Below are 23093 nucleotides of genomic sequence, written 5' to 3'. Positions count from 1 at the left end.
AGACTGTAAGCAGACAATTACCACGCGGTTTTGCTTAGATTTTCTCTAGGATTTAGACAACCTCGCAGGTTGAGCTAAGATATCCCGATAGCGATCGCGCAATACACGACGCATAACTTTGTTAGAAGCAGTGCGAGGTAAAGCATCAACTATGACAATGTCGCGAATTTTGAATAGGGGATTGAGACGCTGGTTAATTGCTGCTTGTAAGGTTGTCATAAGTGTGGCTTTATTGTCTTGAACATCCGGTGTTACCACTGCATAAATGACTAATTGGCTCGGCCCCCCGTTTGGAGAAGAAACAGCAATAGCAGCAGTTTCACATATTCCCTCCTCCTCATCAAGGACTTGTTCAATCTCAGCCGAGCTAACTTTGATACCTGCTAGATTCATGGTGTCGTCAACGCGACCACAAGCGCGGTAGTAGCCGTTGGGCAACCGCTCCATCTGGTCGCCATGGCGGCGCAGGGAAATGGAGGATGGGAGGAGTGGGGGATGGGGGGATGGGGAGATGGGCAGAGATGTAGAGACGCGCCATGGCGCGTCTGGAAGTGGGGGGGTATTGGCAAAGTAGACTTGGTGATGGTTTTTGTTTAACAACTCAGTGGAGAGTCCAATCGATGGAGGGATAATAAATACTTCGCCTTTGTCTGCCGGATGACCGTCTGCGTCGAGAATAACAATGTCCAGACCCAAGGCGGGCGTGGTAAAAGTCGAGGGGGCACAAGGCTGTACCAAAGTACCAGTGATATAGCCTCCACCAATTTCTGTACCGCCGCAATATTCAATAACTGGTTTATATCCAGCTAAGGACATTAGATAGAGCATATCCTCTGGCTTAGAACACTCACCAGTCGAGCTAAACGCTTTAATAGCGCTCCAATCTAGCCCTTGCATACAAGCAGTTGTTTTCCAAGTATTAACCAGACTAGGTACTACACCAAGTATATTTATGCCTGCATCCTGTATAAACTGTCCATATCCTCGGTCTGTAGGTGTCCCACAGTAAAGGGCTATAGTCGCCCTATTGATGAGACTGGCATAAATCAGCCACGGCCCCATCATCCATCCTAGGTTGGTGTGCCATGCGACTACGTCGCCTGGATGGATGTCGTGATGCAAATGCCCATCAGTAGCACATTTGATTGGTGTAGTGTGTGTCCAGGGAATAGCTTTAGGTTCTCCGGTGGTGCCAGAGGAGAATAAGATGTTAGTGTAAGCGTCGGGATGGGCTGGAATGGCATTGAATTCGTCGTTGCTACTGAGAAACTCCTCCCAAGTCAAATCACCAGGACGCAGTTCTACAGACGACCCCAGGACAATGGATGTGGGTGCATTGGCATCAACTACTTTGGTGTAGAGGGGCAACTGCTTACCACCGCGTAAAATATAGTCTTGGGTAAAAATTGCTTTAGCTTTAGACAAGTGCAGCCGCTTAGCAATTTCAGCAGCAGAAAAACTGTCAGCAATGGAGACTACCACGCAGCCAGCCTTGATAATTCCCAAGTAAATTGCCACAGATTCGGCAATCATGGGCATGGCAATAGCAATGGCATCGCCTGTTTGAAAGCCAGCATCCACAAGTCCATTCGCGACTCGGTTAGTTAGGGCGTGGAGTTCACTATAAGTAAGGGTTGAAATTGAACCCCCTTCTGCTTGGAAGATAATGGCGGGGGCGTCTGCTGGTGCCAGAAAACAACTCTCAGCAATGTTAAATCGAGCATTCACCAACCATTGCGGAGATTCTACACCGTCTGTAAGGTCAACAATTTGAGTGTATTTCTCCCGGAAGTAAATACCCAAACGTTGAATCATCATCTCCCAAAACTCAGCACGATGCTGTGCTGACCAGGCGTGTAGTTCTGGGTAGGAATCCAATTTTAGTTCCTTCATCAACGCAGCGATATTGGTCGCCTGAATTTGCTCATTAGAGGGAAACCAAACGGGTTCAAATGATAGTTGCTTTGCCATTGCCCTTCACCTTTATATTATGTGTAGATGTGGTTAAGGCGATCGCTATTCAATCCATCCCAGAAAACGGCTATAGCTTCGAGAATCTCTCGCCCTCCCTGAATAAACTTAGCTTGGTCAAAGTCTGGGTGAAAGTAAACTTCTTCAAGTTCTTCCAAGGTATGGCCAGCGTGCTGTGCCTCAACGCGGTTGTGCCAGGTGAAAAACGCTAGGCGCAGATGTGGGTATCGTGTTTGCTTAATGCGTGTGAGTCCGTCTTCCAATTCCTGCCAAAAGCCAGCCGCTGCCCAGTTTTCGACTGCAAAACTAGCGCCCTCGGCAATTTGCGGATCGTCGCTACCGTAGAGACGTTGTAGTTCGTCACAAAAGTGCAAAGTTGTGGGGCGTCCGTGCTTGCGTTTGCCGATGTCTTCATAGTGCAATCCCAATCCCTCAGCAACGCCAAGCAACCATTCAAAATGCGCTGCACGAAAACGACAGATACCTCCGTCTACCGTACCCTCAGTACTGACTAATTCAGGGTCGCCTTCCCGGTCTTTTTCTTCCTCAGTTTGAGCAAGGTTGCTGCTACTTGGCTGTCCAGGTTGGCGGTAAATCACGCCCAGTTCATTGAGCAATATCTCACGACTAGCACGCGACTGCTGGAGGGTGGATGAGTTGATTACTTTCAGAAGTGCGGCAATTAGAAACTGGTTAGAGAAAACCGAGAATTGCCGGATGAAGTGCCGCAGTTCTTCATCTGTCGCAGTGCCTTTGCGGAACCAGCGAGTATAGGCGTTGTTGGTAATGATGCGATGTTGTAAGAATTCTCGGTCAACTTCGGTGAGGAAGTTTTGAAAATTGTCTACTTGGTTTTGGGTGAGTTCGCCTCGACGCAAGCGTTCTTCAATGCGTGGCGAAATGGTGAGATTTGTTGGGGTAGTTGTGAGAGTTTGAGTCATAGAAACGAACCACATAGACGCGCTAGCGGCTTCCCGCTAGGGTAGGACGCAAAGAACACAAAGAAAGATAAAAAAGAGTTTCACAAATGATTTATGATTTAGCATTGCTGTATAGCAATTCAGTTTTATCTACAAGATTTTTTTAGGAACCGCCAAGAACGCTATAGACGCTAACAGAAGAGAGAACAAAAGAGCCAATTAGCAATTATCGATTACCTATTACCAATCCAACTGTAAGCGTAGTCTTTGTCTTCTAACTGTACGGCGTGCTTTGTGAGTCGCAGAGGACGAAAGGTATCAATCATCACAGCTAGTTCATCAGTCCGTTCCTTGCCAATTGACCCCTCATACATGCCTGGGTGGGGCCCGTGGGGAATACCACTGGAATGAATGGTAATTGATGCCTGTTCTATTCCTTTGCGGGACATGAAATTCCCCGCAGCGTAATAGATAACCTCATCCGAATCGACGTTGGAATGGTTATAGGGAGCAGGGATTGCTTGGGGATGATAATCAAAAAGGCGCGGTACAAAAGAACACAAAACAAAGCCCGGAGCCTCAAAGGTTTGATGTACCGGAGGGGGTTGGTGAATCCGACCTGTAATAGGTTCAAAGTCCTCAATGTTAAAGGCAAAGGGATAGAGATGTCCATCCCAACCGACGACATCTAAGGGATGATGGTGATAGAGGTAACTGGTAATTCTGTCCCTAGCTTTGACTCGTACCTCGAACTCTCCTGTTTCATCATAGGTAACAAGCTCATCCGGTGGGCGAATGTCGCGTTCGTTGTAAGGGGCGTGTTCGAGAAATTGCCCGTAACGATTGAGGTAACGTGCTGGTGGCTCTATGTGTCCGTTTGCTTCAATTACCAACATTCGTTGCTCTGTGTTTGCATCAGGTATTATACGCCACATGACTCCTGTGGGAATTACTAAATAATCGCCCACACGATAGCGAAGAATACCGTACTGGCTCTCTAATACACCAGTGCCGTCATGGATGAAAATCACCTCATCACCGTGAGCAAACCGATACCAATACGACATCGATTCAGTTGGTCGAGCAACTGAAATACAAACATCTGCATTCGTCAAAAGTGGGATACGCGCTTGGATAGCATCTCCTCCTGGTTCTACAGTTGCTGTACGTAGATGGCGATGACGCAAGGGGCCTGGTTCTTCATAGGCAATCTCTACCGTTCTCTCTAGCAAAATTTTGTGTATTTGGGTGGGTGGACGCAAATGGTAAAGCAGAGATTGAATACCTGAAAAACCACGTATCCCCATCAATTCTTCGTGATACAAAGAACCATTCGGTTGACGAAACTGGGTGTGCCGCTTGTGTGGAATATTTCCCAACTTATAGTAATAAGTCATAGTTCCATCTCCTCTGCTCTAAGCGTCTTTGCGTCATAAATTGCCCCGCAGTGCTTGTTCACGCTCGATCGCCTCAAACAAAGATTTGAAGTTACCTTCACCAAAGCCTTGTGCCCCATGTCGCTCAATCACTTCAAAGAAAAGCGTTGGTCGGTCTTGCACAGGCTGAGTGAAAATTTGGAGCAAATACCCGTCTTCATCTCTATCTACCAGGATGCCCAGTTCTTGTAGCTGTTCGATAGGCTCATCGATTTTCCCCACTCGTTCTTCTAAGTTTTCGTAATATGTTGTTGGTACGTGCAGAAATTCGACTCCGGCTTTCTTCAGCTTAGAAACCGTCTCAATAATATTATTGGTAGCGCAAGCAATGTGTTGCACTCCAGGCCCGTTGTTATATTGCAAGTACTCTTCAATTTGTGACTTGCGTCTACCTTTAGCTGGCTCGTTTATTGGCAATTTAATCTTGCCCGTGCCGTCCTGCATTACCTTGGACATTAATGCTGAGTATTCTGTGGAAATTGCACGATCGTCAAAATGCACTAACAGGCTAAAACCCATCGTCTCAGCGAAAAATTGCACCCATCTGTCCATTGCGCCAAATTCGACGTTACCGACAATATGGTCAATGCTATGAAGCCTTGCAAAATTGCTGCTGTCAGCCTGCTGTCGAGTCACAAAGTGAGGGGCAAATACCCCAGAGTAATCGTTTCGTTCTACAAATTTAATTAACGTGTCGCCGTAGCCGTGGATAGCAGCGTAGCGCAACACTCCGTATCCGTCCTCTTCTTCTGTCGGTTCTATAGCTCCTAGGGCACCTCGTTTAGTTGTCTCCTTATAGGCACTGACAGCATCCGGTACTTCTAAGGCGATGACGGCAACTGCATCACCATGCTTAAACACACTTTCGGAGATGGGATGTTCGGGAAAGAGCGCTGTACTCAAAACAAAGCAGATATCCCCCTGCTGCATTACATAGGATGCTACTTCTCGGCTACCAGTTTCCAAACCCCGATATGCAGTATTGGTGAATCCGAAAAACTTGGAATAGAACAGTGCAGCCTGTCTTGCATTCCCTACATAGAACTCAAGGTGATCGAAACGCTTTATGGGGCAAAAATCATTCATTTCAATTCCTCCTGATCTAGAGGAGATATTGAGAACTGAGGAAAAATCTTGTAAGGCTATCGATTGTTGATATGACTAACGACCAATTGCAACTTGGGTTCAATACTTTTAGTTTTGATTTTTAACCAAAAGTATCTAATAAGATTATAAAATTAATTTTTAGAGTTCATATTCATGATTTTGTTAACTCAAAGGCTTGATTTGGTATCTATTATAAATTAAGCTATCAATAAAACATGCTGAACGAGTACGCCTGGAGAGATAAGTTGCCCAAAAATCAAACCACTAAGGGTAAGAACTCGGAGCCGCTCAAACAACTAGATGAAAAAGACCGACTGGTATTACGTCTTTTGCAAGAGAACAGCCGCATTACTCACGCTGAATTGGCACGCCAAGTTAACCTCACAGCGCCTGGGCTGCAAAAAAGATTGAAAAAGCTGGAAGAAAATGGCTTTATTGACCGTTACGTGACTTTGGTGAATCGTGAGGCACTAGGCTTAGACTTGCTGTGCTTTACACAAGTTACTCTTGCTCACCATCAACCTGAGTGTGTCGGACACTTCTGCGAACTGGTAAAGGAGTTACCGGAAGTTCTGGAATGCCACCATCTCACTGGCGAATTTGATTACCTGTTGAAAGTTGTCGTCACTAACCATCAGCATTTGGAAAAATTACTGAGTGAGAAAATTACGCAAATTCCAGGTGTCCATAAGGTACGTACCAGTATTGTTTTGAATGAAATCAAAGCTTCAACCTCACTACCATTAGGTGAAGTTTAGGCAAGGAGGTAAAACCCCATGCTTCCATCAGTAAAAGCACTTCTCGCATCAATTGTGGACTATGCTGGACTGTTTCCTCCAGCCAAGCTGAGTATGCAAGAAGCGATGGTAAATTATGCAAATTATCAATTAACGCCCTACAGTTGGATGCTGAATCGCTTCGTGCTGCCAGTGTCCCGATTGAATGAGTTTGCAGCATTAGTACCAACATTAGACTTAAAGCAGTGGTCGCTTAGTTTGATTATTTCAAAAGATTGGGAGTCGGAGATAGAAATAGTGCGATCGCTCTCCAGCAAGCTCGATAGCAAAAATCATATCACTGTCACGTCTTTAGAATTTCCACTACTTTCGCCCCTAGAGATAGAGAGAGCCATTCCCTATTTGCCTGATGGCGTAGAAGCATTTTTTGAAATTCCCCTTAACGCAGACGTACAGCCATATCTAGCGGTGCTGAAACATACTAAAGCCGCTGTTAAAATTCGCACTGGTGGAATCACTATCGAAGCGTTTCCCTCTATTACCGAACTTTGTCAGTGCATATTGTTGTTTGCTGATGCTCAAGTCGCCTTTAAAGCAACCGCAGGTTTGCATCATCCCTTACCAGGTAACTATCGTGTCACATACGAGTCAGATAGTCCTTCTACTCTCATGCACGGCTTTCTGAATGTTGCTGTGTTGGCAGCATTAGTTTATTGGCAAAAAGTAACGCCCCAAGTAGCGCTAGAAGTTCTCCAAGACTCTGCCAGCAATAGCTTCCAATTCACAACCGACGCTATTACTTGGCGCGATTATTACCTCAATATTGCAGAAATTAAGCAGGCTCGACAACGCTTTTTCCGCTCTTTTGGTTCCTGCTCATTTCAAGAGCCGATAGACGAGATCAAAGAACTGAAACTGTTAACATCAGATTGACAATCTACTGGCGTAGAAGCAATTCATGAATTGCTTCTACAAAATTCATGCCTCGATTCAGCAACGCCGATTTTTCAATTTTTTAATTGTTTATGAGCCGTCCTATTGATATCACTCACAACCCAAATTTGCGTAGTTGGGTGGAATCTGCCAATCAGCCAGATACTGATTTCCCGATTCAGAACCTGCCCTTTGGTGTATTTCGATTTCCAAGTAGCGGCGAAACCTCACGCATCGGTGTTGCTATTGGCGATCAAATATTAGATTTGTTCCTTTGTTGTAAAGCTGGACTGCTGCAAGAACTCCCGGAAAAGCTGCAAGCAGTCTGTGTAACATCTAACTTAAATCTACTAATGGCGATGGGGAGTGAGGCTGCATTAATTTTGCGCCGCCACTTGAGCAAACTACTGCAATGGGACGAGCGATCGCCTTCAGCACAAGCAATGATCGTTCCGATGTCTGATGTTGAGCTTTTATTACCTGCCGACATTGGCGATTACACTGATTTTTACGCTGCAATTTTTCATGCTACTAATGTGGGGAAGTTGTTTCGTCCCGATAATCCTCTCCTCCCCAACTACAAATACGTTCCGATTGCCTACCACGGACGCGCTTCTTCAATTGTGCTTAGTGATACCGCCATCCAGCGCCCCAAGGGGCAGATCAAAAAACCGGAAGCGCCAACCCCCAGTTTTGAACCAACTCAGATGTTGGACTACGAATTGGAAGTTGGATTCTTTATTGGTGCTGGAAATGAGTTAGGACAACCTGTTCCTATAGATAATGCTGAAGAACACATCTTTGGGTTGTGTTTGGTGAATGACTGGTCGGCGCGAGATATCCAAGCTTGGGAATATCAGCCTCTTGGCCCGTTTTTAGCCAAAAGCTTTGCTACTACTATCTCGCCTTGGGTGGTAACTCTGGAAGCTCTAGCACCCTTCCGCAGTCCGGCTTTTGAGCGTGCCGAGGGCGACCCCTTACCGCTATCCTATCTCTCTTCTTGGGTAAATACTGAATCTGGTAGTATTGATATTACAGTGGAAGTCCTGGTGCGTTCGGCCCAAATGCGTGCGGCGGGGATGGAACCTTTGCGCTTAAGCCGTGGTTCTTTTCAGCAGATGTATTGGACAGTGGCGCAAATGCTTACCCACCATACCAGTAATGGTTGTAACCTCCGTCCTGGCGATTTGCTGGCTAGCGGAACAATCTCTGGTGCAGAGAAAGGCTCGCAAGGGTGTTTGCTAGAAATTACTCAGCGTGGTGTTCAGCCAGTCGAACTGCCAACTGGTGAAGTGCGGTCTTTTCTTTGCGATGGCGATGAAGTCATCATGCGCGGTTACTGTGAGAAAGAAGGCTATGCCAGGATCGGTTTTGGAGAGTGTCGAGGCATTGTCTTAGCTTCTCAATTGTAAATTACTGAGGATTTTTCCTGCTAAAGGCTCAAAACCATCGCCAAATTCGACTGGGTAATGTTGTACAGCCCAAAAGGCTTTACCATTATATTCACCAATAAACACAACACCAACGATACTGCGATCGCCTTCGCCTTTTTGCTGAAAGATAATTTTTTCTTTTGCCCAAGGATATAAATCTTCTTGGACTTGAGAACGATTAATTACTTGCCACTGATTGGTAGCAAATAAGCCATTAGATTCCAATAACTTTTCTTTTGCTTCTTCCAAAGTTAAGACTTCACTAGGGAAGAAAAACTGGACGTAAACATCTTTGTTGGGTGTACTATCTGGTTGTAGAGCATAAAACCATACTGCTGTCCCTTCCCCAGAACTGACTGTTTGGTCAATAAAACGATTAGCTGGTACGTAGGTTGTAAATGGTAGACCTTTTTGATCGTAAAGGTTAAGCGTGATTTTTTGTTTTTCTCCTTCTACACTGATTGTATCAGCGATTGTAAGCGGTCTTGGTTGAGGAGTCGGTGTAGAAGTGGGAGAAGTAGTTGGTGGATTGCTATTCGCTTGACCGCCAGACAATTGATCTGTACAAGCAACAGATGTACCAAAGATGAGTGCGATCGCTAATAAATAGAAAAGTTTGTGCATAATCTTAATGTTATTCTGAGATTTTATGTACTGATAGCACCAGAGGTAACAGCACTCGCCTGTTCATTTCGCCGCCACAACAGCAACACCAGCCAAATCATAAAAAGTCTGATAGGCAATGGAATATTTGCAGGCAATTCTGCGATCGCCCGACGAGTGAAAGCATGGTTAGGGCTGATTGCACCAATTATTAGTCCGCGTTCTTGCAATATAAACTGCCTCAAAAAGGGAGACTCGGCTTTCAGTTCGTATTCTGTGCCAGCATAGTTAATTTCAAACAATTTATAGAAAGGATTGGGTTTAATAGCCCAAGCAATGCGTTTACCGTTCTCTTCTAGAGAAAAATTTGCACTCAGCCCAGGTTCACGGTAGACTTTGTAGCAACAATCGTGAGTAATAATTTCACCGTTCTCGCCCCAAGCCAAAAATTCAATACTTGCAATTGATATATCGTTTTCTAGAACTTCACAGTTCCAAGTAAACCAATGCTTTGGAAAAATCCTAAGCACCATTTCCTCCAAATTTTTGTTGATGAAATTCTTTACTGTTCTATAGTCATCATCTTAAGTAGAGATACTAGCGATTGACATCATGCAATTGGTTCACCAATTCAGGTGATATTACAAGAAGGCAGAAAGTAGAAGGTAGTAATGCTCGTAAAGTCTACTTTTTTGTCTATTTGTCTTGTTATTTATGTCGTGCTGGACTAGTAAGAAGTTGTATTTATAAGAAGCTTTGAAACTCAAGATAGGTGTGGCAAATCTCTAGAAAAATCTAAACTACAAGTAATATCTAAGTTATACAGGTGCTGATTGTGAAAGCTAGATGGATTATCACCGCAGTTTCAGCTGCACTGTTTTTTGGCGGTAGCCTGTTTACATCTTTGCGCGATCCCTGGTTTCAGGGGTTACAACGTCCCAATTGGTTAACGTTTGAGTTCCTCATCCCCTTTATCTGGATCTTTATTTGGATTTGCACCACAATCTCTGCAATTTTGGTGTGGGAGAAAAGCTCAAAACAATCTCGTCCTTGGTTGTTGATGGGAATGTATGCAGCGATCGCCATTCTTACCTCAGCTTACAGTCCGATTGTGGTAGAACTCCGCAGTCTCTTCGGTGGAATGATTGTTGGTGGCTTGGCTACTCTTATGGTTTACATTCTGGCATTTTTGGTGAAGCCAATTTCTCGAACTGCATCTTGGTTATTTTTGCCTTATGCTATTTGGGGTATTATCGGTACTTATTTGACTTGGGTTTTGATTCAGCTTAATTCTGGTGTAGGTAGGTAAGCTGTAGTAGCGTTTCCGCTAAGTACAAATCTGCATAAAATAGTAACTTTTTTAAACGCAGAGGCTCGCAAAGGTAAGCGCACCAGGTAGCAGAGTTTTTCCGAGTTTTATTCGCTACGAATTTATGAAATTTTGTACTAAGTGAGTTTGATAGGATCGGATACACTCAGCGATCGCCTATGTAAAATGAAACTTGCTACCATGATTTTTTACCGCAGAAATTGCCTAAATTTCTCTGTCCAGTCTTTGAATAATGTGACGGCTTAATCAAAATAGATTAAGCCCAATCTCAATGTCCGACGCTAACACGTAAATCAAACAGACAGGAGTAATATAACGTGCAAATCGAACAGACAGAGGTGATGATTCCGACACCCGACGGACAGATGCCCGCTTTCTTATGTACACCTGCTGAGGATGCCCAGAAGCCAGCTATCATCCTTCTGATGGAGGCCTTTGGCTTAACGCCGCACATTCGAGACGTAGCAGCCCGGATTGCCAAGGAAGGTTATGTGGTTCTCGCGCCGGATCTATATTATCGGGAGTTGCCAAACAACAAGTTCGGATACGATGAGGTTGAGCAAGCGATGGCGATGATGTACCGCCTCGATCTCAAGTCTGTGGAGGAGGATATTCGGGCGGCGTTGGCTTATGTTAAATCGCGATCGGACGTGTCCCCAAGTAAAGTTGGCGTTACTGGTTTCTGCCTGGGCGGCGGACTGACCTTTCTCACTGCTTGCAAGTTGTCGGACGAGATCGCGGCAGCTGCTCCCTTCTACGGTATGGTTTACGATGAGTGGATCGACGCGGTGGATAACATCACGGTGCCTGTATACTTATTCTTCGGCGGTGTCGATCCATTCATTCCTCTCGAACGAGTCAGACAAATTGAGTCCCGGTTCAAGGAACTTGGCAAAGAGTACACGTTGAAGGTTTATTCTGATGCTGACCACGGTTTTTTCTGTCACGAACGTTCTTCCTACAACCGCTTGGCGGCCGAAGATTCTTGGCGCGAACTCACACGCTTCTTCCATAAACATCTGCAAGGGTCTAGGTAAAAACATCAAAAAACCCCAGCAAAAAAGTAAAGAAACTCGTTACGTCAACCTGCCATATTCAGGAATGATTCAGGTAAAGAAGCGCCGTTTAAATTGACATTACACATATTAACCCCATCCAGGTTAACGTAGCTGAGGTCTGTATGGCGCAGATCGGTTCTTGACAAAATGGCTTTAGTCATGTTGACGTTGTACAGGTCTGCCTTACTCAGATTTGTACCTGTTAAGTTGACCTTGCTCAGATTAGCACCCGCCAAGTTAGCACCAGTGAGGTCAGCATAGCGCAAATCCGCACCCTCCAAATTTGCATCGCCCAGATCTGCGTAACGCAAATCGGCTAACCGCAGGTCTGCCCTAGTCAGGACAGCCTTGTGCAAATCCACTTTCCTCAGAGTTGCCCGAATTAAACACGCTCTGCTTAAACAAGCCCAAATCAATAAGGCTTCCCTAAGATCGGTTCTCCACAGGATTGCTTCTTCTAGAGTCGCTTCACTTAAATTTGCTCCTCGCAAACAAGCTCCTGATAGGTTTGTCCCACTCAGATTTGCTTGACCCAGGTTAATTCTTGCTAAACATGTTTCGCTCAAATTAGCCTGTCGCAATCTCACCTGTAAAAATTGCCTATTGCCCGCAGCATAGTGTTTGAGAAGGTCATCAGCATCCATGATCGCGATATTAATGCATGCTTGCATTTTAGTTTGTAAAATTATGTAAATAAATATAACAAAAATTAGAGAATAAGCAAATAATAGCTGTACGGTAATGCAATGTAATGCAATATACTAAAATTGCTTTCTGGGTTATACAGTAGACCTTTTGCGAAGGTTACTTTTATAAAATGTGGGCAAAGAGTAACCACGTCCGCTCTCAGAAAGGCAATTTAATTTTTTCGTTTGGTCACTTTCTAGTCACATTTACTATCAATACTTAAGTTGTGGAAACCAACCAGTGAATTATTGTTTTGCAAGCTGGTCTGTACTGAAATCACAAAACAATGGCTCTTAAATCCATTAACTCCATACTCTTTAAGGAGTGGAAGGAACTGCCACCCGCCATCTTAAGGCATAGGGGGCATGAAGAAGAAATCTGATACCTAATACCAATTTTCAATTACTGCAAAGATAGTATTAATGCGGTCAAAACCGTAGTCAATGATACTAATTGCCGCAGTGATTTAGTCTGCCTCTTAAGTCTTTCAAGTGTAGCTGGGGTAGGAAAGGTGTGCAACTTTATCCCCCCATTATTAATTCGGTCAAATTTATAGCAATAGCAAACTTTACTAATTCAATAGAAGGATAACAATGCACTTGAACTTCTTTGATTTCAATGTAAATCGTTGGACTATCTCTATTGCTTTAACTGCGCTAGCTGCGGGAATTGTCTCTTGTCAGCCTCAAACACCAACTGCTACTGCCCCTGAGACAACTCCCGCACCAGGAGCCGCTGCTCCTGGTGGAACCGTGTCCATTAGTGGCGCAGGTGCTTCTTTTCCTGCTCCTTTGTATCAACGCTGGTTTGCTGAATTTAACAAACAAAATCCCAACATCCAAATTAGCTACCAGTCGGTTGGTAGTGGTGCTGGGATAAATCAGTTTTTGGCACAGACAGTAGATTTTGGAGCCACTGACGCGCCACTCACCGAACAAGAACGTCAGAAGTTTCCGGCAGAACGAGGACAACCAATTCAAATACCAATGACTGGGGGCGCACTCGTCTTTGCCTATAACCTGCCTGGCGTAGATAACCTGAGATTATCGCGACAAGCATACTGTGGTATTGTCCAAGGTGATATCAAAACTTGGAATGACCCCCAAATTTCCCAGGCAAACCCTGGTGTTAACTTACCCAACACTCCGATTTCCTTCATCCATCGTTCTGACGGTAGTGGAACAACGTTTGTATTTACCAATCACCTCGAAGCTGCCTGTCCACAGTGGCAAGCAGGTGCTGCCAAGTCAGTGTCGTGGCCTACAGGTCTTGGTGCGAGGGGAAATGAAGGTGTCACCGCCCAAGTTCAACAAACTCAAGGGGCTGTTGGTTATGTAGAATTTGCCTACGCCAGAGAAAATCAATTGCAAATGGCTACAATCGAGAACCGTGCAGGCAATTATATTGCACCCGAACCAGGTTCAGCTGCTCTTGCAATTGAAAATGCTGAGGTTCCTGAAGATTTTGCACTTACTGTCCCCGATCCGCAGGGAGAGCAAGCCTATCCAATTGTTGGTTTGACTTGGTTGCTGCTATACCAGCAGTATGATAATCCTGCTAAAGCACAAGCACTGAAAAACGTCGTCGAGTGGGCTTTGTCTGATGAAGGTGATAAATACGCTGAAGAATTAGGCTATCTGCCTTTGCCTGATGATGTTACAAAAAGAGTCATTGCAGCTTTAGATGCAATGAAGGTGGCTCAAGGGCAATAATTTTGCTCGATTACTTTGACGATCCAGCCATTCTGCCAAAAACGTCACACGGCTAAACATAATCCCCCTGCTCTCCAAACTACAAAAAGCATAGGGGGATTATTGTTATAGGTACAGGCTAGGGAACAGGAACATAGAGAATATATAATTAATTTTGTTTAACTACACCTGCTTACCCTTCAAAATCTATTGACAACAGTCGCATTAGGTTTTCTCCTAAATAATAAGGAGTTAAGTTAGATTTACTAACCAACCACATGCGGCAAACACTGGTTTTCCTTGCTTTACCAATTGCTACCATAGCTAGTATTTCAGTAATAGCCACCACTGCAAACGCCCAAATCACACCTGATACTAGTCTTGGTGCAGAAAGTTCTACAGTCACTTCTAATCAGGTAATTAGGGATATTCAAAGCGATCGCATTGATGGAGGAGCGATTCGCGGTGCTAATCTATTCCACAGCTTCCAAGAATTTAATGTTGCACCAGATAGAGGTGCGTATTTTTCCAATCCTGCCGGAATTAGCAACATTCTGACGCGCGTAACAGGAGCAAACCCATCCAACATTCTGGGAAGGTTGGGAGTATTGGGAAGTGCCAATTTATTTTTCATCAATCCTAACGGGATTATCTTTGGGCCAAATGCCCGCTTGGATGTGGGAGGTTCATTTTTTGCTAGTACAGCCAACAGTCTGATATTTGACAATGGTTTTGAGTTTGATGCTAAAAATCCGCAGGCACCACCGCTGTTAACGGTAAATATTCCCATCGGCTTGAGGTTTCGAGATAATCCCGGAACTCTCACCAATCAATCTTCTGCTCTTCAGGTTACTGAAGGGAAATCCTTGTCATTAGTGGGTGGTGATGTTCGCTTAGATGGCGGGAGACTATTTGCAGCAGGAGGACGCGTAGAGTTAGGAGGATTGACAGCAGCTGGAACAGTAGAACTCAATGGTGATGGGAGCTTGAGTTTTCCTGTGGGAGTGCAACGAGGGGATGTATCACTCACTAATGGTGCGATAGTTAGTGTAAGTTCTGGCGGGGGAGGTAATATTGCAGTTAATGCCAGAAATTTAGAGATTGTGGGAGGAAGTCTGCTTGGTGCGGGTATAGACCCAGGTTTAGGAACACCAGGCGCTCAGGCAGGCGATATTAGAATTGATGCTACAGAGAAGGTGAGAATCGAAGGAACAACTAACTCTTATAGTGGAATCTTGAACTCAACAGGTAACTTTTCATTAAACAGTTCCAACATCAGAGAACCTGGAAACGCAGGAAATGTAGTCATTAACACAGGAACCCTGGAAGGGAACGGCAATATTTTGATAAGTTCTTCGACTAACGGAGAAGGAAATGCAGGAAAGGTCATCATCACAGCTAAGGATAAAGTCTCCTTAACAAGCGAACCTGCAAATAGCTTCGCCTTTGTAGCAAGTTTTGTGGGGACATTAGGTATAGGCAATGGTGCTGACCTGATTGTCAACACGCCCTCCCTTTCTTTATCCAATGCCGCTCTAATTACTTCCACTGCGGGACAAGGGAATGCGGGAAATATCCAACTTAATGCTTCTGAGTCTATTTCTGTAGGAGATCGCTCCCAGTTGCAAGCCGCTACTTTTGGTAGAGGAAATGCAGGCAATATAATTATTGAAGCTGAAAATGCTGCTGTTTCTTTTGATGGGGCAAACACTTTAGTAAGCACTTCTGTAGGCAGATCCAGCACTGGCAAAGGTGGCGATCTTACAATCAAAGCGCGTAATCTCTCTGTAACCAATGGTGCTTTATTGTTAACCACTACCTCTGGACAAGCAAATGCAGGTAGTATCGAAGTAAACACCAACAACCTTTCTCTGACTAATGGCGCACAAATCAGTGCCAGCACTTTTGGAAAGGGAAATGCTGGTAGTGTAAGTATTAATGCTACTGGTAATATCTCCGCAGACGGTGAGGATAACAGTGGGGTCAACAGCGGAATCTTTACAACAGTGGAACGACAAGCTGAGGGAGATGCTGGTGGTGTAACAGTAAGCACCAACGACCTTTCTCTTACCAATGGTGCTCAAATCAATGCCAGCACCTTTGGAAAGGGAAACGCTGGTAGTGTAAGTATTAATGCTACTGGTAATATCTCCGCAGACGGTGAGGATAACAGTGGAGGCAATAGCGGAATCTTTGCAACAGTGGAAGAACAAGCTGAGGGAGATGCTGGTGGTGTAAAAGTAAACACCAACGACCTTTCTCTCACCAATGGTGCTCAAATCAATGCCAACACCCTTGGAAAAGGGAATGCTGGCAGTGTGATCGTTAATGCCACTGGTACCATCTTTGCATCTGGTGAAGGTAAGGATGGATTCAACAGTGGAATTTTTAGCAATGTTGAAACATCAGATATAGGTAATGCTGGTGGTATCGAAATAAACACGAATAATCTCACTCTTAGCAATGGTGCAGTAGTCAGTGCCAGTACCTTTGGTCAAGGGAACGCCGGAAGTATAGTTATTAATAGTACCGGTGATATTTCCATAGATGGTGAGGATAAGGATGGATTTAATAGTGGAATTTTTAGCACTGTTAACTCATCAGGCGTGGGCAATGCTGGTGGTATCACAATAAACACTAACAACATTTCTCTTACCAATGGTGGAACCATCAATGCCAGCACCCTTGGAAAGGGAGATGCCGGAGGTGTAATCATTAATGCCAACGGTACTATCTCCGCAGATGGTGAGGCTAAGAATGGATTCAACAGTGGAGTTTTTAGTCAAGTGGCCCGAGAACAAGCTGAGGGAAATGCTGGAGGTATTAAAATAGACACTAACAACATTTCTCTGACCGGTGGCGCTGTAATCAGTACCAGCACCTTTGGCAAAGGAAATGCTGGAAGTGTAATCATTAATGCTGATGGTTCCATCTCCGCCGATGGTGCAGATAAAGATGGATTCAACAGTGGATTTTATAGCGGTGTTGACTCATCAGCTGTAGGCAATGCTGGTGGTATTAATATCACTGCGCGATCGCTTTCTTTGACTAATAGCGCTAGACTCTCTACCAGTAATTCAGGAAATGGTGCAGCAGGTGATATTAAAGTTACAACAGCTAAAGACATTCGACTGGACAACCAGGCATCTATCAGTGCTAATACTAGTGGTGGACAAGGCAATATTATCCTCAACTCCCGCGACTTAATCTTGCGTCGTAATAGCAACATCACAACCAACGCCACAGGAACGGCTACAGGGGGTAACATCGCTATCGATACTGGCAGTTTAGTTGGGTTGGAGAATAGTACAATTAGCGCTAATGCCGAACAAGGCTTTGGTGGAAACGTCACAGTTAACGCTCAAGGCATCTTTTTGTCACCAGATAGCGAAATCACTGCTTCATCTGAGCTTGGCCCACAGTTTAGTGGCACGGTGCAACTTAATACCCCAGAGGCTGAACCCAATCGCGGGTTAGTTGAATTACCAGAAAATTTTGTAGATCCCACTCAACAAATTGCCCAAAATCCCTGTCAGCGTGGTACAGAAAGTAAATTCATCATCTCTGGACGGGGTGGATTACCTTCAAACCCCAATCAGATTATTAGCAGCGACAATGTGCGAGTAGATTTAATCGCACCAGCTATTAGTACAGCAAATGCTGCTAGTATGACTGTAAAGTCAACTCCCACAACTGCAACTATCAACAAGATAGTGCCAGCTAGGGGATGGATACTCAACAATCGGGGTGAGGTGGTGCTGACAGCATATGATCCTACTAATATAGGTGAGCAACGGCGATCGCACGCGACCGTAAGTTGTGCTGCACCTTGATTGGTTCCCCGTGTCAGGTGCGTCCCAAGTCCTCCGCAGGTGTTACCTCTGTTTTCTACTTCCCTAGCTTTTGATAGATGTTTTGTACGTTCACAAAGGGATATTCCTAGCTATACGCCTAGAGCAACACCCCCAGAACAAAGATGACAGGTTCTCCCGATCCGGGTAATCAACCCCAGTCTAATTCCAACAGACGTTTCTGGTTCGTCTTATTAAGTCGCACCAGTATTGCTCTAGGTGTGATTTTGTTGGTTGGAATTGTCGGAGGTGCTTGGTGGGTTTGGATATTTATCAACCAAAGATTAGCACCGCTAGTAGAAACAAACCTTCAGCAATTACTCGGACGACCCGTACAGGTAGGAAAAGTCGAAGATTTTTCTTTGAATAGCCTGCGGTTTGGCTCATCCTCAGTACCCGCAACTCCTAAAGATCCAGACAATCTTAAGGCTGAGGCTGTGCAAGTACAGTTTGATCCTTGGCAACTGCTATTGCAGCGGACTTTAAAGTTAAATGTAACGTTAATCCAGCCTGATGTTTACATTGAACAGGATAAACAAGGTCGTTGGGTAACGACAGAAATTAAGGCTAGTCCAGAAGAAAAGCCTGGTTTAATTCAAACAGAATTGAACAGTATTCAGGTTGAAAATGGAGATGTAGTTTTACAACCAACTTCCCAACCAAACAAACCTAAAGCTGTTGTAGGGTTTAATCAGGTCAACGGCTTAGCTCGCTTTTTAGAACGAAACCAACTGATTACCTTTAGATTTAACAGCCAACCTGCTAGGGGAGGCGATTTGCAAATCACTGGTAACACGCGCCCAAATGCGGGACAAACTAACCTCAAAATTAACGCTTCTAATTTACTCGCCTCCGATCTCTCTCGGTTAGTGGCGTCGCCAGTAGATATACAAGGCGGTCGTGTCGATAGCAATTTAACAATCCAATTACAACCCACTCAGCCAGATATTGCTCTTTTCGGAACTGTAGGACTAAATCAAATCATTGCACAAATTCCTAACAGTCCTAGTAAAGTTACTAATACTACAGGTAAAATTAATTTCCAAGGTCAAAAGATTGACCTCAAAAATATTACTGCGCGCTACGGTAGCGTTCCAATCCAAGCTCAGGGGACGATAAATACTCAAACTGGTTACAATCTCAAGGCTGAGGTCAAACCAGTTAATCTGAAGAACGTTGTAGACAGTTTCAAAGCGAATTTACCTGTTCCTGTGGCTGGAACTGTGCAAGCAAATTTTAATGTGCAGGGAGCGCTGCAAAAACCAATTGTGACAGGAACTATTAATACTGTCAAAACTGCTCAAATTGACCGTCTGATATTTAATAACATTAGTACTGGCTTACGGCTAACTCCGAATGAGCTTGTCTTTGCCAACATCCAAGCAACTCCAAATGTCGGGGGCAAAATTACAGGTAGTGGTCGAGTGGAGTTAGGAAATCAAAACAGGATTGCTGTCAATTTGCAGGGACAAAATCTGCCAGGAGATGCGATCGCCAAAACTTACAATGCTTCACCTGGAATTCAAATCGGCAGTGTATCAGCAAACACTCAGATTTCTGGTGTACCTAATAATCTCCAAACAGTCGTACAGTTGCAAGCACCAGCTGCTACCTACCCTGCTCAACTCCAAGCAGCGATCGACAGTAATCAAGGAATTGTTCGACTACAGGATGCTGTTGCCAAAGTAGCGGGAGGTACAGTCACGGCTAGAGGACAACTGATACAAAAGCGCTGGCAGGGTATTGTTACTGCTAATGGCATTCAACTGAGCCGTTTTCCCCAAGTACCACCCCAGTATCGGGGAGTTGTCAACGGTGAGTTTAATGTCTCAGGCACTACTGATTCTTTCCAACTAGCAGATATTCAAGCCACAGGACAGGCAAACTTGCGTGTAGCAGATGGCACTGTGAATCTGAGAAATATTCGCTTAGATGAAGGTCGCTGGCAAACTTTAGCCAATATTTCCCAAGTTCAACTCAATACTTTATCAGAACAGTTGCGGGGAAGGCTCAATGGTGAAGTGCGTATAGCTGGGACTACTGAATCATTCCAACTCGCAAATATTCAAGCCGCCGGACAAGTACGCCTTTCTCAAGGTTTAGCACAACTCCAACAACCATTGACCGCGCAATTTAATTGGAATGGTGAACAGTTGCGAATTATACAAGCGACTGCGCCTGGTTTGCGGGCTGCGGGTACTGTGGCAGTTCAAACGCAGGAAACACCCCAGGTGACAGGATTTAACTTGGATGTAACAGCACGGGATTATAACCTGCAAAATCTTCCCTTCCAACTGCCTGGTAATGTTGCAGTTGCAGGTACAGTTGATTTCACTGGCAAAGTTACAGGTACTCCCACTACTCCCGTCGCTTCTGGAAATATCCAGCTAGAGAACTTTGCAGTCAACGATTTGGCATTTGATCCGGTATTAACTGGTCAGGTAAACTATCAACCAGAGCAAGGAACCCAACTACAACTGACTGGCAAACAAGACCGAATTACTTTTAATCTTGATCCCAATAATCGCCCGACTTCATTTTTGATTAGACGAGATGGAAGTGTAGCTACTGGCAGAACCGAAGGAGACAACCTGCTGGTTAACGTTCGAGAGTTTCCCGTAGCAGCGCTGAGAAGTTTTCTCCCTGCTAACGCAAATTTAAGGCCTGTGACTGGAGAATTATCTGGGAACTTGACAATTAATCTAGACGAGTTTAACGTAGTCGGAGATGTAGCCATAGCTCAACCCAGAATTGGCAGAATAACAGGCGATGAATTCCGAGGACGTGTTGGTTTTGCTGATGGTACTTTTAGCTTACAACAGGGTGAATTGCGGCAAGGTCAGAGCCGTTACTTACTCAGTGGAGAGTTGCCAACTACAGGTCAGCAACCATTGCAATTTCAGCTGAGTCTCGACCAAGGCAGAATTGAGAATATCTTGCAAGCCTTGAATATCTTCGGTTTTGAAGATTTGGCAACTGGTTTGGAACCTCCGGATCTTGCTGGTGCAGAAGCACTGCAAACAAAACCTGTAAGTTTGCCAGATGCGCCTTTACTGACACAATTAGATTATTTCTCAAAAATTCTAGACCGGGTAGCACAGCAGCAGACACAGCAACAGCAACAACAGGCTCGCATACCTACACTGGCAGAATTAAAGGGCCCGATCGACGGACAGATTGCCGTCACAGGCTCTTTGCAAACAGGGTTGAACGCCAGCTTTAACTTTACTGGTTCTGACTGGGTATGGGGTGATTATAAAATTAATCAAGTCGTTGCTAACGGCAATTTTGAAGATGGTGTTTTCAGATTGCTTCCCCTGCGGGTGAACTTGGACGGGTCACTCCTAGCTTTCACAGGACAGTTGAGTCAGCAACAATTATCTGGACAAGCGCGAGTAGAAGCATTTCCTGTGGAACTAATCGAGCCTTTTTTACCAAATTTACCTGTAGAAATTGCGGGTAGGCTCAATGCGCTGGTTACTCTTGCGGGTAGTTTGAACAATCCCAGTGCCATTGGAGAGATAGCGCTAGTAGATGGGAGCATTAACAATCAGTCTGTTGAGAACGCGCAAGTAAGTTTGAACTATAATAATGCTCGTTTAAATTTTGGCAGCACTGTTTCAGTAGCTGGGACAGGTACAGAACCAGTGCAAATTACAGGTGGCATCCCATTGGCGTTGCCTTTTGCTCAGGTTGAACCAGATAACAATCAAATTGATATCCAAGCAAATGTGCAAGATGAAGGCTTAGCAATATTAAACGCCTTTACCGATCAAGTGAACTGGGTAAATGGTCAGGGACAAGTAAACTTAGAAATTCAGGGTACCTTAGACCAACCAAGTACTAATGGCATCGCCACAGTTAAAAATGCAACTTTAAAAGTCCAAAATCTTTCTGAACCAGTGACAAATGTGACAGGGATAGTTCGGTTTGAAGGCGATCGCTTTATAGTTACAGGTCTTCAAGGAAAATACAGTCAAGGACAATTAACTGCGGCGGGAATTCTGCCTATTTTTGCCACTCAGAACGCACTACAGCAAGCGGTCACAAATCCGCTCACGGTTGTGTTAGAAAACCTCAGGCTCAGTTTACCAGAATTGTATGAAGGGAGAGTTAGTGGTAATGTCGTAGTTAGAGGAACAGCACAAGATCCACAACTTGGGGGAAATGTTCGACTCAAACAAGGCGAAATATTTCTAGGACAAAATCCTGCTGCTTCTACAACCACAGGTGTAACACCTCCTGCTAATGCTGTAACGAATGGTGAGGTATCTCTGCAAAAGCCTACAGTTGTTTCTCCAACTAATAATGCCGCACCTGCCGCTGATTCTCCAACTCCTCCCAACCAAACACTAGTTAATTTGCCTGTAGAATTTGCAGATTTCCAAGTCATCCTAGAAGATAATGTTCGCGTCACTCAACAGCCATTGTTCAGCTTTGTGGCAAAAGGAGATGTTACCCTCAATGGCACTTTGGCTAATCCCCGTCCTCAAGGAGTGATTAGTCTGCAACGAGGTCAAGTGAATTTATTTGTCACTCAATTTACCTTAGCTCGTGGTTACGAACAAACTGCAACATTTACTCCTAAACAGGGATTTGACCCGAATTTAGATGTAAGATTAGTCACATTTATCCCAGAGACAAGAGGTAGTCGCTTACCAACCACACCTTTCTCTAGCGAGATTAGTGATACTTCGGCAAATAGCTTAGGCACTTTCAGGACAGTTCGCGTTCAAGCAAGTGTAGACGGGCCTGCTAGTAAAATATCTGAAAATTTGGAACTGACTAGTGAACCTGCTCGTAGTGAAGAGGAAATCGTGGCTTTATTGGGAGGTTCTTTTCTCAATGTCTTCGGTCAAGCAGATGCAACAAATATAGGAATTGCCACCCTGACTAGTTCTCCCATTTTTTCAGCATTCCAAGGAGCTGTTAGTCAATTTGCCGAAACGATTGGTTTTAGATCGTTCCAAATATTTCCAACTATCGAGACTAATGCAAAGGGAGATCAATCAGTACTGAGTTTAGCAGCAGAGGCAGCGATCGCTATCTCTAACAATGCTTCTTTTTCTGTATCGCGGGTTTTTTATGCGAATGAATCCTTCCGTTACAACCTGCTTTATGAACTTAACGACCAATTTATTTTACGAGGTTCTACGAATTTAAGTGATGAAAGTCGAGGAGAAATTCAGTTTGAAACAAGATTTTAAGTTTGTTGGTTGTTAGTGGTTAGTGGTTAGTGGTTATAAGATTTCTCTAAATGTTTGATACAAATGATTCTCTCTAGCCGGACATTTTAAGCGAGGTTGAGGGGATCTACATATGTTTCACAGTTAAAG

Annotated in this window: 15 protein-coding genes; 8 read left to right on the top strand and 7 right to left on the bottom strand. The window is 44.5% G+C overall.

The window, feature by feature from the left end; translation table 11 throughout:
- Positions 1-45 precede the first annotated feature (45 nt).
- From FIS9605_RS36710 to hppD, 4 genes are all read right to left on the bottom strand, one after another.
- Positions 46-1971, bottom strand: coding sequence for an AMP-binding protein (locus FIS9605_RS36710; protein WP_231510283.1), 1926 nt, complete (start codon positions 1969-1971; stop codon positions 46-48).
- A 17-nt stretch (positions 1972-1988) separates the two neighbouring features.
- Positions 1989-2912, bottom strand: a complete 924-nt coding sequence (locus tag FIS9605_RS0110045) for a hypothetical protein (RefSeq protein WP_026732477.1) — start codon at positions 2910-2912, stop codon at positions 1989-1991.
- Between the two features lie 212 nt (positions 2913-3124).
- Complete coding sequence (locus tag FIS9605_RS0110040; RefSeq protein WP_026732476.1) at positions 3125-4288, bottom strand: homogentisate 1,2-dioxygenase; 1164 nt, start codon at positions 4286-4288, stop codon at positions 3125-3127.
- A 33-nt stretch (positions 4289-4321) separates the two neighbouring features.
- Positions 4322-5413, bottom strand: coding sequence for a 4-hydroxyphenylpyruvate dioxygenase (gene hppD / locus FIS9605_RS0110035; protein ID WP_026732475.1), 1092 nt, complete (start codon positions 5411-5413; stop codon positions 4322-4324).
- 236 nt (positions 5414-5649) lie between these two features.
- Here hppD and FIS9605_RS0110030 point away from each other — a divergent pair, with 236 nt between their 5' ends.
- From FIS9605_RS0110030 to fahA, 3 genes are all read left to right on the top strand, one after another.
- On the top strand, positions 5650-6192 hold the full coding sequence (locus tag FIS9605_RS0110030) for an Lrp/AsnC family transcriptional regulator (protein WP_026732474.1): 543 nt from the start codon (positions 5650-5652) through the stop codon (positions 6190-6192).
- 18 nt (positions 6193-6210) lie between these two features.
- The gene (locus tag FIS9605_RS0110025; RefSeq protein ID WP_026732473.1) at positions 6211-7104 is read left to right on the top strand and encodes a hypothetical protein; all 894 of its coding nucleotides are present in this window, start codon (positions 6211-6213) and stop codon (positions 7102-7104) included.
- 92 nt (positions 7105-7196) lie between these two features.
- Entirely contained in the window at positions 7197-8516 is a 1320-nt protein-coding gene (gene fahA, locus FIS9605_RS0110020; protein ID WP_026732472.1) for a fumarylacetoacetase, read from the top strand.
- Here the strand turns inward: fahA and FIS9605_RS0110015 are convergent.
- Together FIS9605_RS0110015 and FIS9605_RS36705 are read right to left on the bottom strand one after the other, a co-directional pair.
- Complete coding sequence (locus FIS9605_RS0110015; protein WP_026732471.1) at positions 8499-9161, bottom strand: hypothetical protein; 663 nt, start codon at positions 9159-9161, stop codon at positions 8499-8501. The two genes, fahA and FIS9605_RS0110015, sit on opposite strands and share 18 nt — an antisense overlap.
- 23 nt (positions 9162-9184) lie before the next feature.
- Positions 9185-9673, bottom strand: a complete 489-nt coding sequence (locus FIS9605_RS36705; protein WP_051469966.1) for a hypothetical protein — start codon at positions 9671-9673, stop codon at positions 9185-9187.
- Between the two features lie 302 nt (positions 9674-9975).
- Here FIS9605_RS36705 and FIS9605_RS0110005 point away from each other — a divergent pair, with 302 nt between their 5' ends.
- A complete protein-coding gene (locus tag FIS9605_RS0110005; RefSeq protein WP_026732470.1) occupies positions 9976-10449 on the top strand; it encodes a TspO/MBR family protein in 474 nt (157 codons plus the stop codon).
- A 338-nt stretch (positions 10450-10787) separates the two neighbouring features.
- Positions 10788-11507, top strand: a complete 720-nt coding sequence (locus tag FIS9605_RS0110000) for a dienelactone hydrolase family protein (protein ID WP_026732469.1) — start codon at positions 10788-10790, stop codon at positions 11505-11507.
- A 44-nt stretch (positions 11508-11551) separates the two neighbouring features.
- Here the strand turns inward: FIS9605_RS0110000 and FIS9605_RS0109995 are convergent, their stop codons facing one another.
- A complete protein-coding gene (locus tag FIS9605_RS0109995) occupies positions 11552-12172 on the bottom strand; it encodes a pentapeptide repeat-containing protein (protein WP_026732468.1) in 621 nt (206 codons plus the stop codon).
- Between the two features lie 636 nt (positions 12173-12808).
- Here FIS9605_RS0109995 and pstS point away from each other — a divergent pair.
- The 3 genes from pstS to FIS9605_RS0109980 all read left to right on the top strand — a co-directional run bounded on the left by pstS (position 12809) and on the right by FIS9605_RS0109980 (position 22964).
- A complete protein-coding gene (pstS, locus tag FIS9605_RS0109990) occupies positions 12809-13927 on the top strand; it encodes a phosphate ABC transporter substrate-binding protein PstS (protein ID WP_026732467.1) in 1119 nt (372 codons plus the stop codon).
- Between the two features lie 257 nt (positions 13928-14184).
- Positions 14185-17739: a two-partner secretion domain-containing protein gene (locus tag FIS9605_RS40300; protein ID WP_035139515.1), complete on the top strand. Its 3555-nt coding sequence runs from the start codon at positions 14185-14187 to the stop codon at positions 17737-17739.
- Between the two features lie 143 nt (positions 17740-17882).
- Positions 17883-22964: a translocation/assembly module TamB domain-containing protein gene (locus FIS9605_RS0109980; protein WP_026732465.1), complete on the top strand. Its 5082-nt coding sequence runs from the start codon at positions 17883-17885 to the stop codon at positions 22962-22964.
- Positions 22965-23093: the final 129 nt, after the last annotated feature.

Source organism: Fischerella sp. PCC 9605, assembly GCF_000517105.1.
GTDB lineage: Bacteria > Cyanobacteriota > Cyanobacteriia > Cyanobacteriales > Nostocaceae > PCC9605.
Note: the sequence above shows the minus strand (reverse complement) of the source record. Positions and strands in the feature narration are given on the sequence as shown.

Bases quoted from the DNA above. Each gene is read 5' to 3' on its own strand.
- FIS9605_RS36710 (WP_231510283.1), bottom strand. From the start codon at position 1,971: ATGGCAAAGCAACTATCATTTGAACCCGTTTGGTTTCCCTCTAATGAG.
- FIS9605_RS0110045 (WP_026732477.1), bottom strand. From the start codon at position 2,912: ATGACTCAAACTCTCACAACTACCCCAACAAATCTCACCATTTCGCCA.
- FIS9605_RS0110040 (WP_026732476.1), bottom strand. From the start codon at position 4,288: ATGACTTATTACTATAAGTTGGGAAATATTCCACACAAGCGGCACACC.
- hppD (WP_026732475.1), bottom strand. From the start codon at position 5,413: ATGAATGATTTTTGCCCCATAAAGCGTTTCGATCACCTTGAGTTCTAT.
- FIS9605_RS0110030 (WP_026732474.1), top strand. From the start codon at position 5,650: ATGCTGAACGAGTACGCCTGGAGAGATAAGTTGCCCAAAAATCAAACC.
- FIS9605_RS0110025 (WP_026732473.1), top strand. From the start codon at position 6,211: ATGCTTCCATCAGTAAAAGCACTTCTCGCATCAATTGTGGACTATGCT.
- fahA (WP_026732472.1), top strand. From the start codon at position 7,197: ATGAGCCGTCCTATTGATATCACTCACAACCCAAATTTGCGTAGTTGG.
- FIS9605_RS0110015 (WP_026732471.1), bottom strand. From the start codon at position 9,161: ATGCACAAACTTTTCTATTTATTAGCGATCGCACTCATCTTTGGTACA.
- FIS9605_RS36705 (WP_051469966.1), bottom strand. From the start codon at position 9,673: ATGGTGCTTAGGATTTTTCCAAAGCATTGGTTTACTTGGAACTGTGAA.
- FIS9605_RS0109995 (WP_026732468.1), bottom strand. From the start codon at position 12,172: ATGGATGCTGATGACCTTCTCAAACACTATGCTGCGGGCAATAGGCAA.
- pstS (WP_026732467.1), top strand. From the start codon at position 12,809: ATGCACTTGAACTTCTTTGATTTCAATGTAAATCGTTGGACTATCTCT.
- FIS9605_RS40300 (WP_035139515.1), top strand. From the start codon at position 14,185: ATGCGGCAAACACTGGTTTTCCTTGCTTTACCAATTGCTACCATAGCT.
- FIS9605_RS0109980 (WP_026732465.1), top strand. From the start codon at position 17,883: ATGACAGGTTCTCCCGATCCGGGTAATCAACCCCAGTCTAATTCCAAC.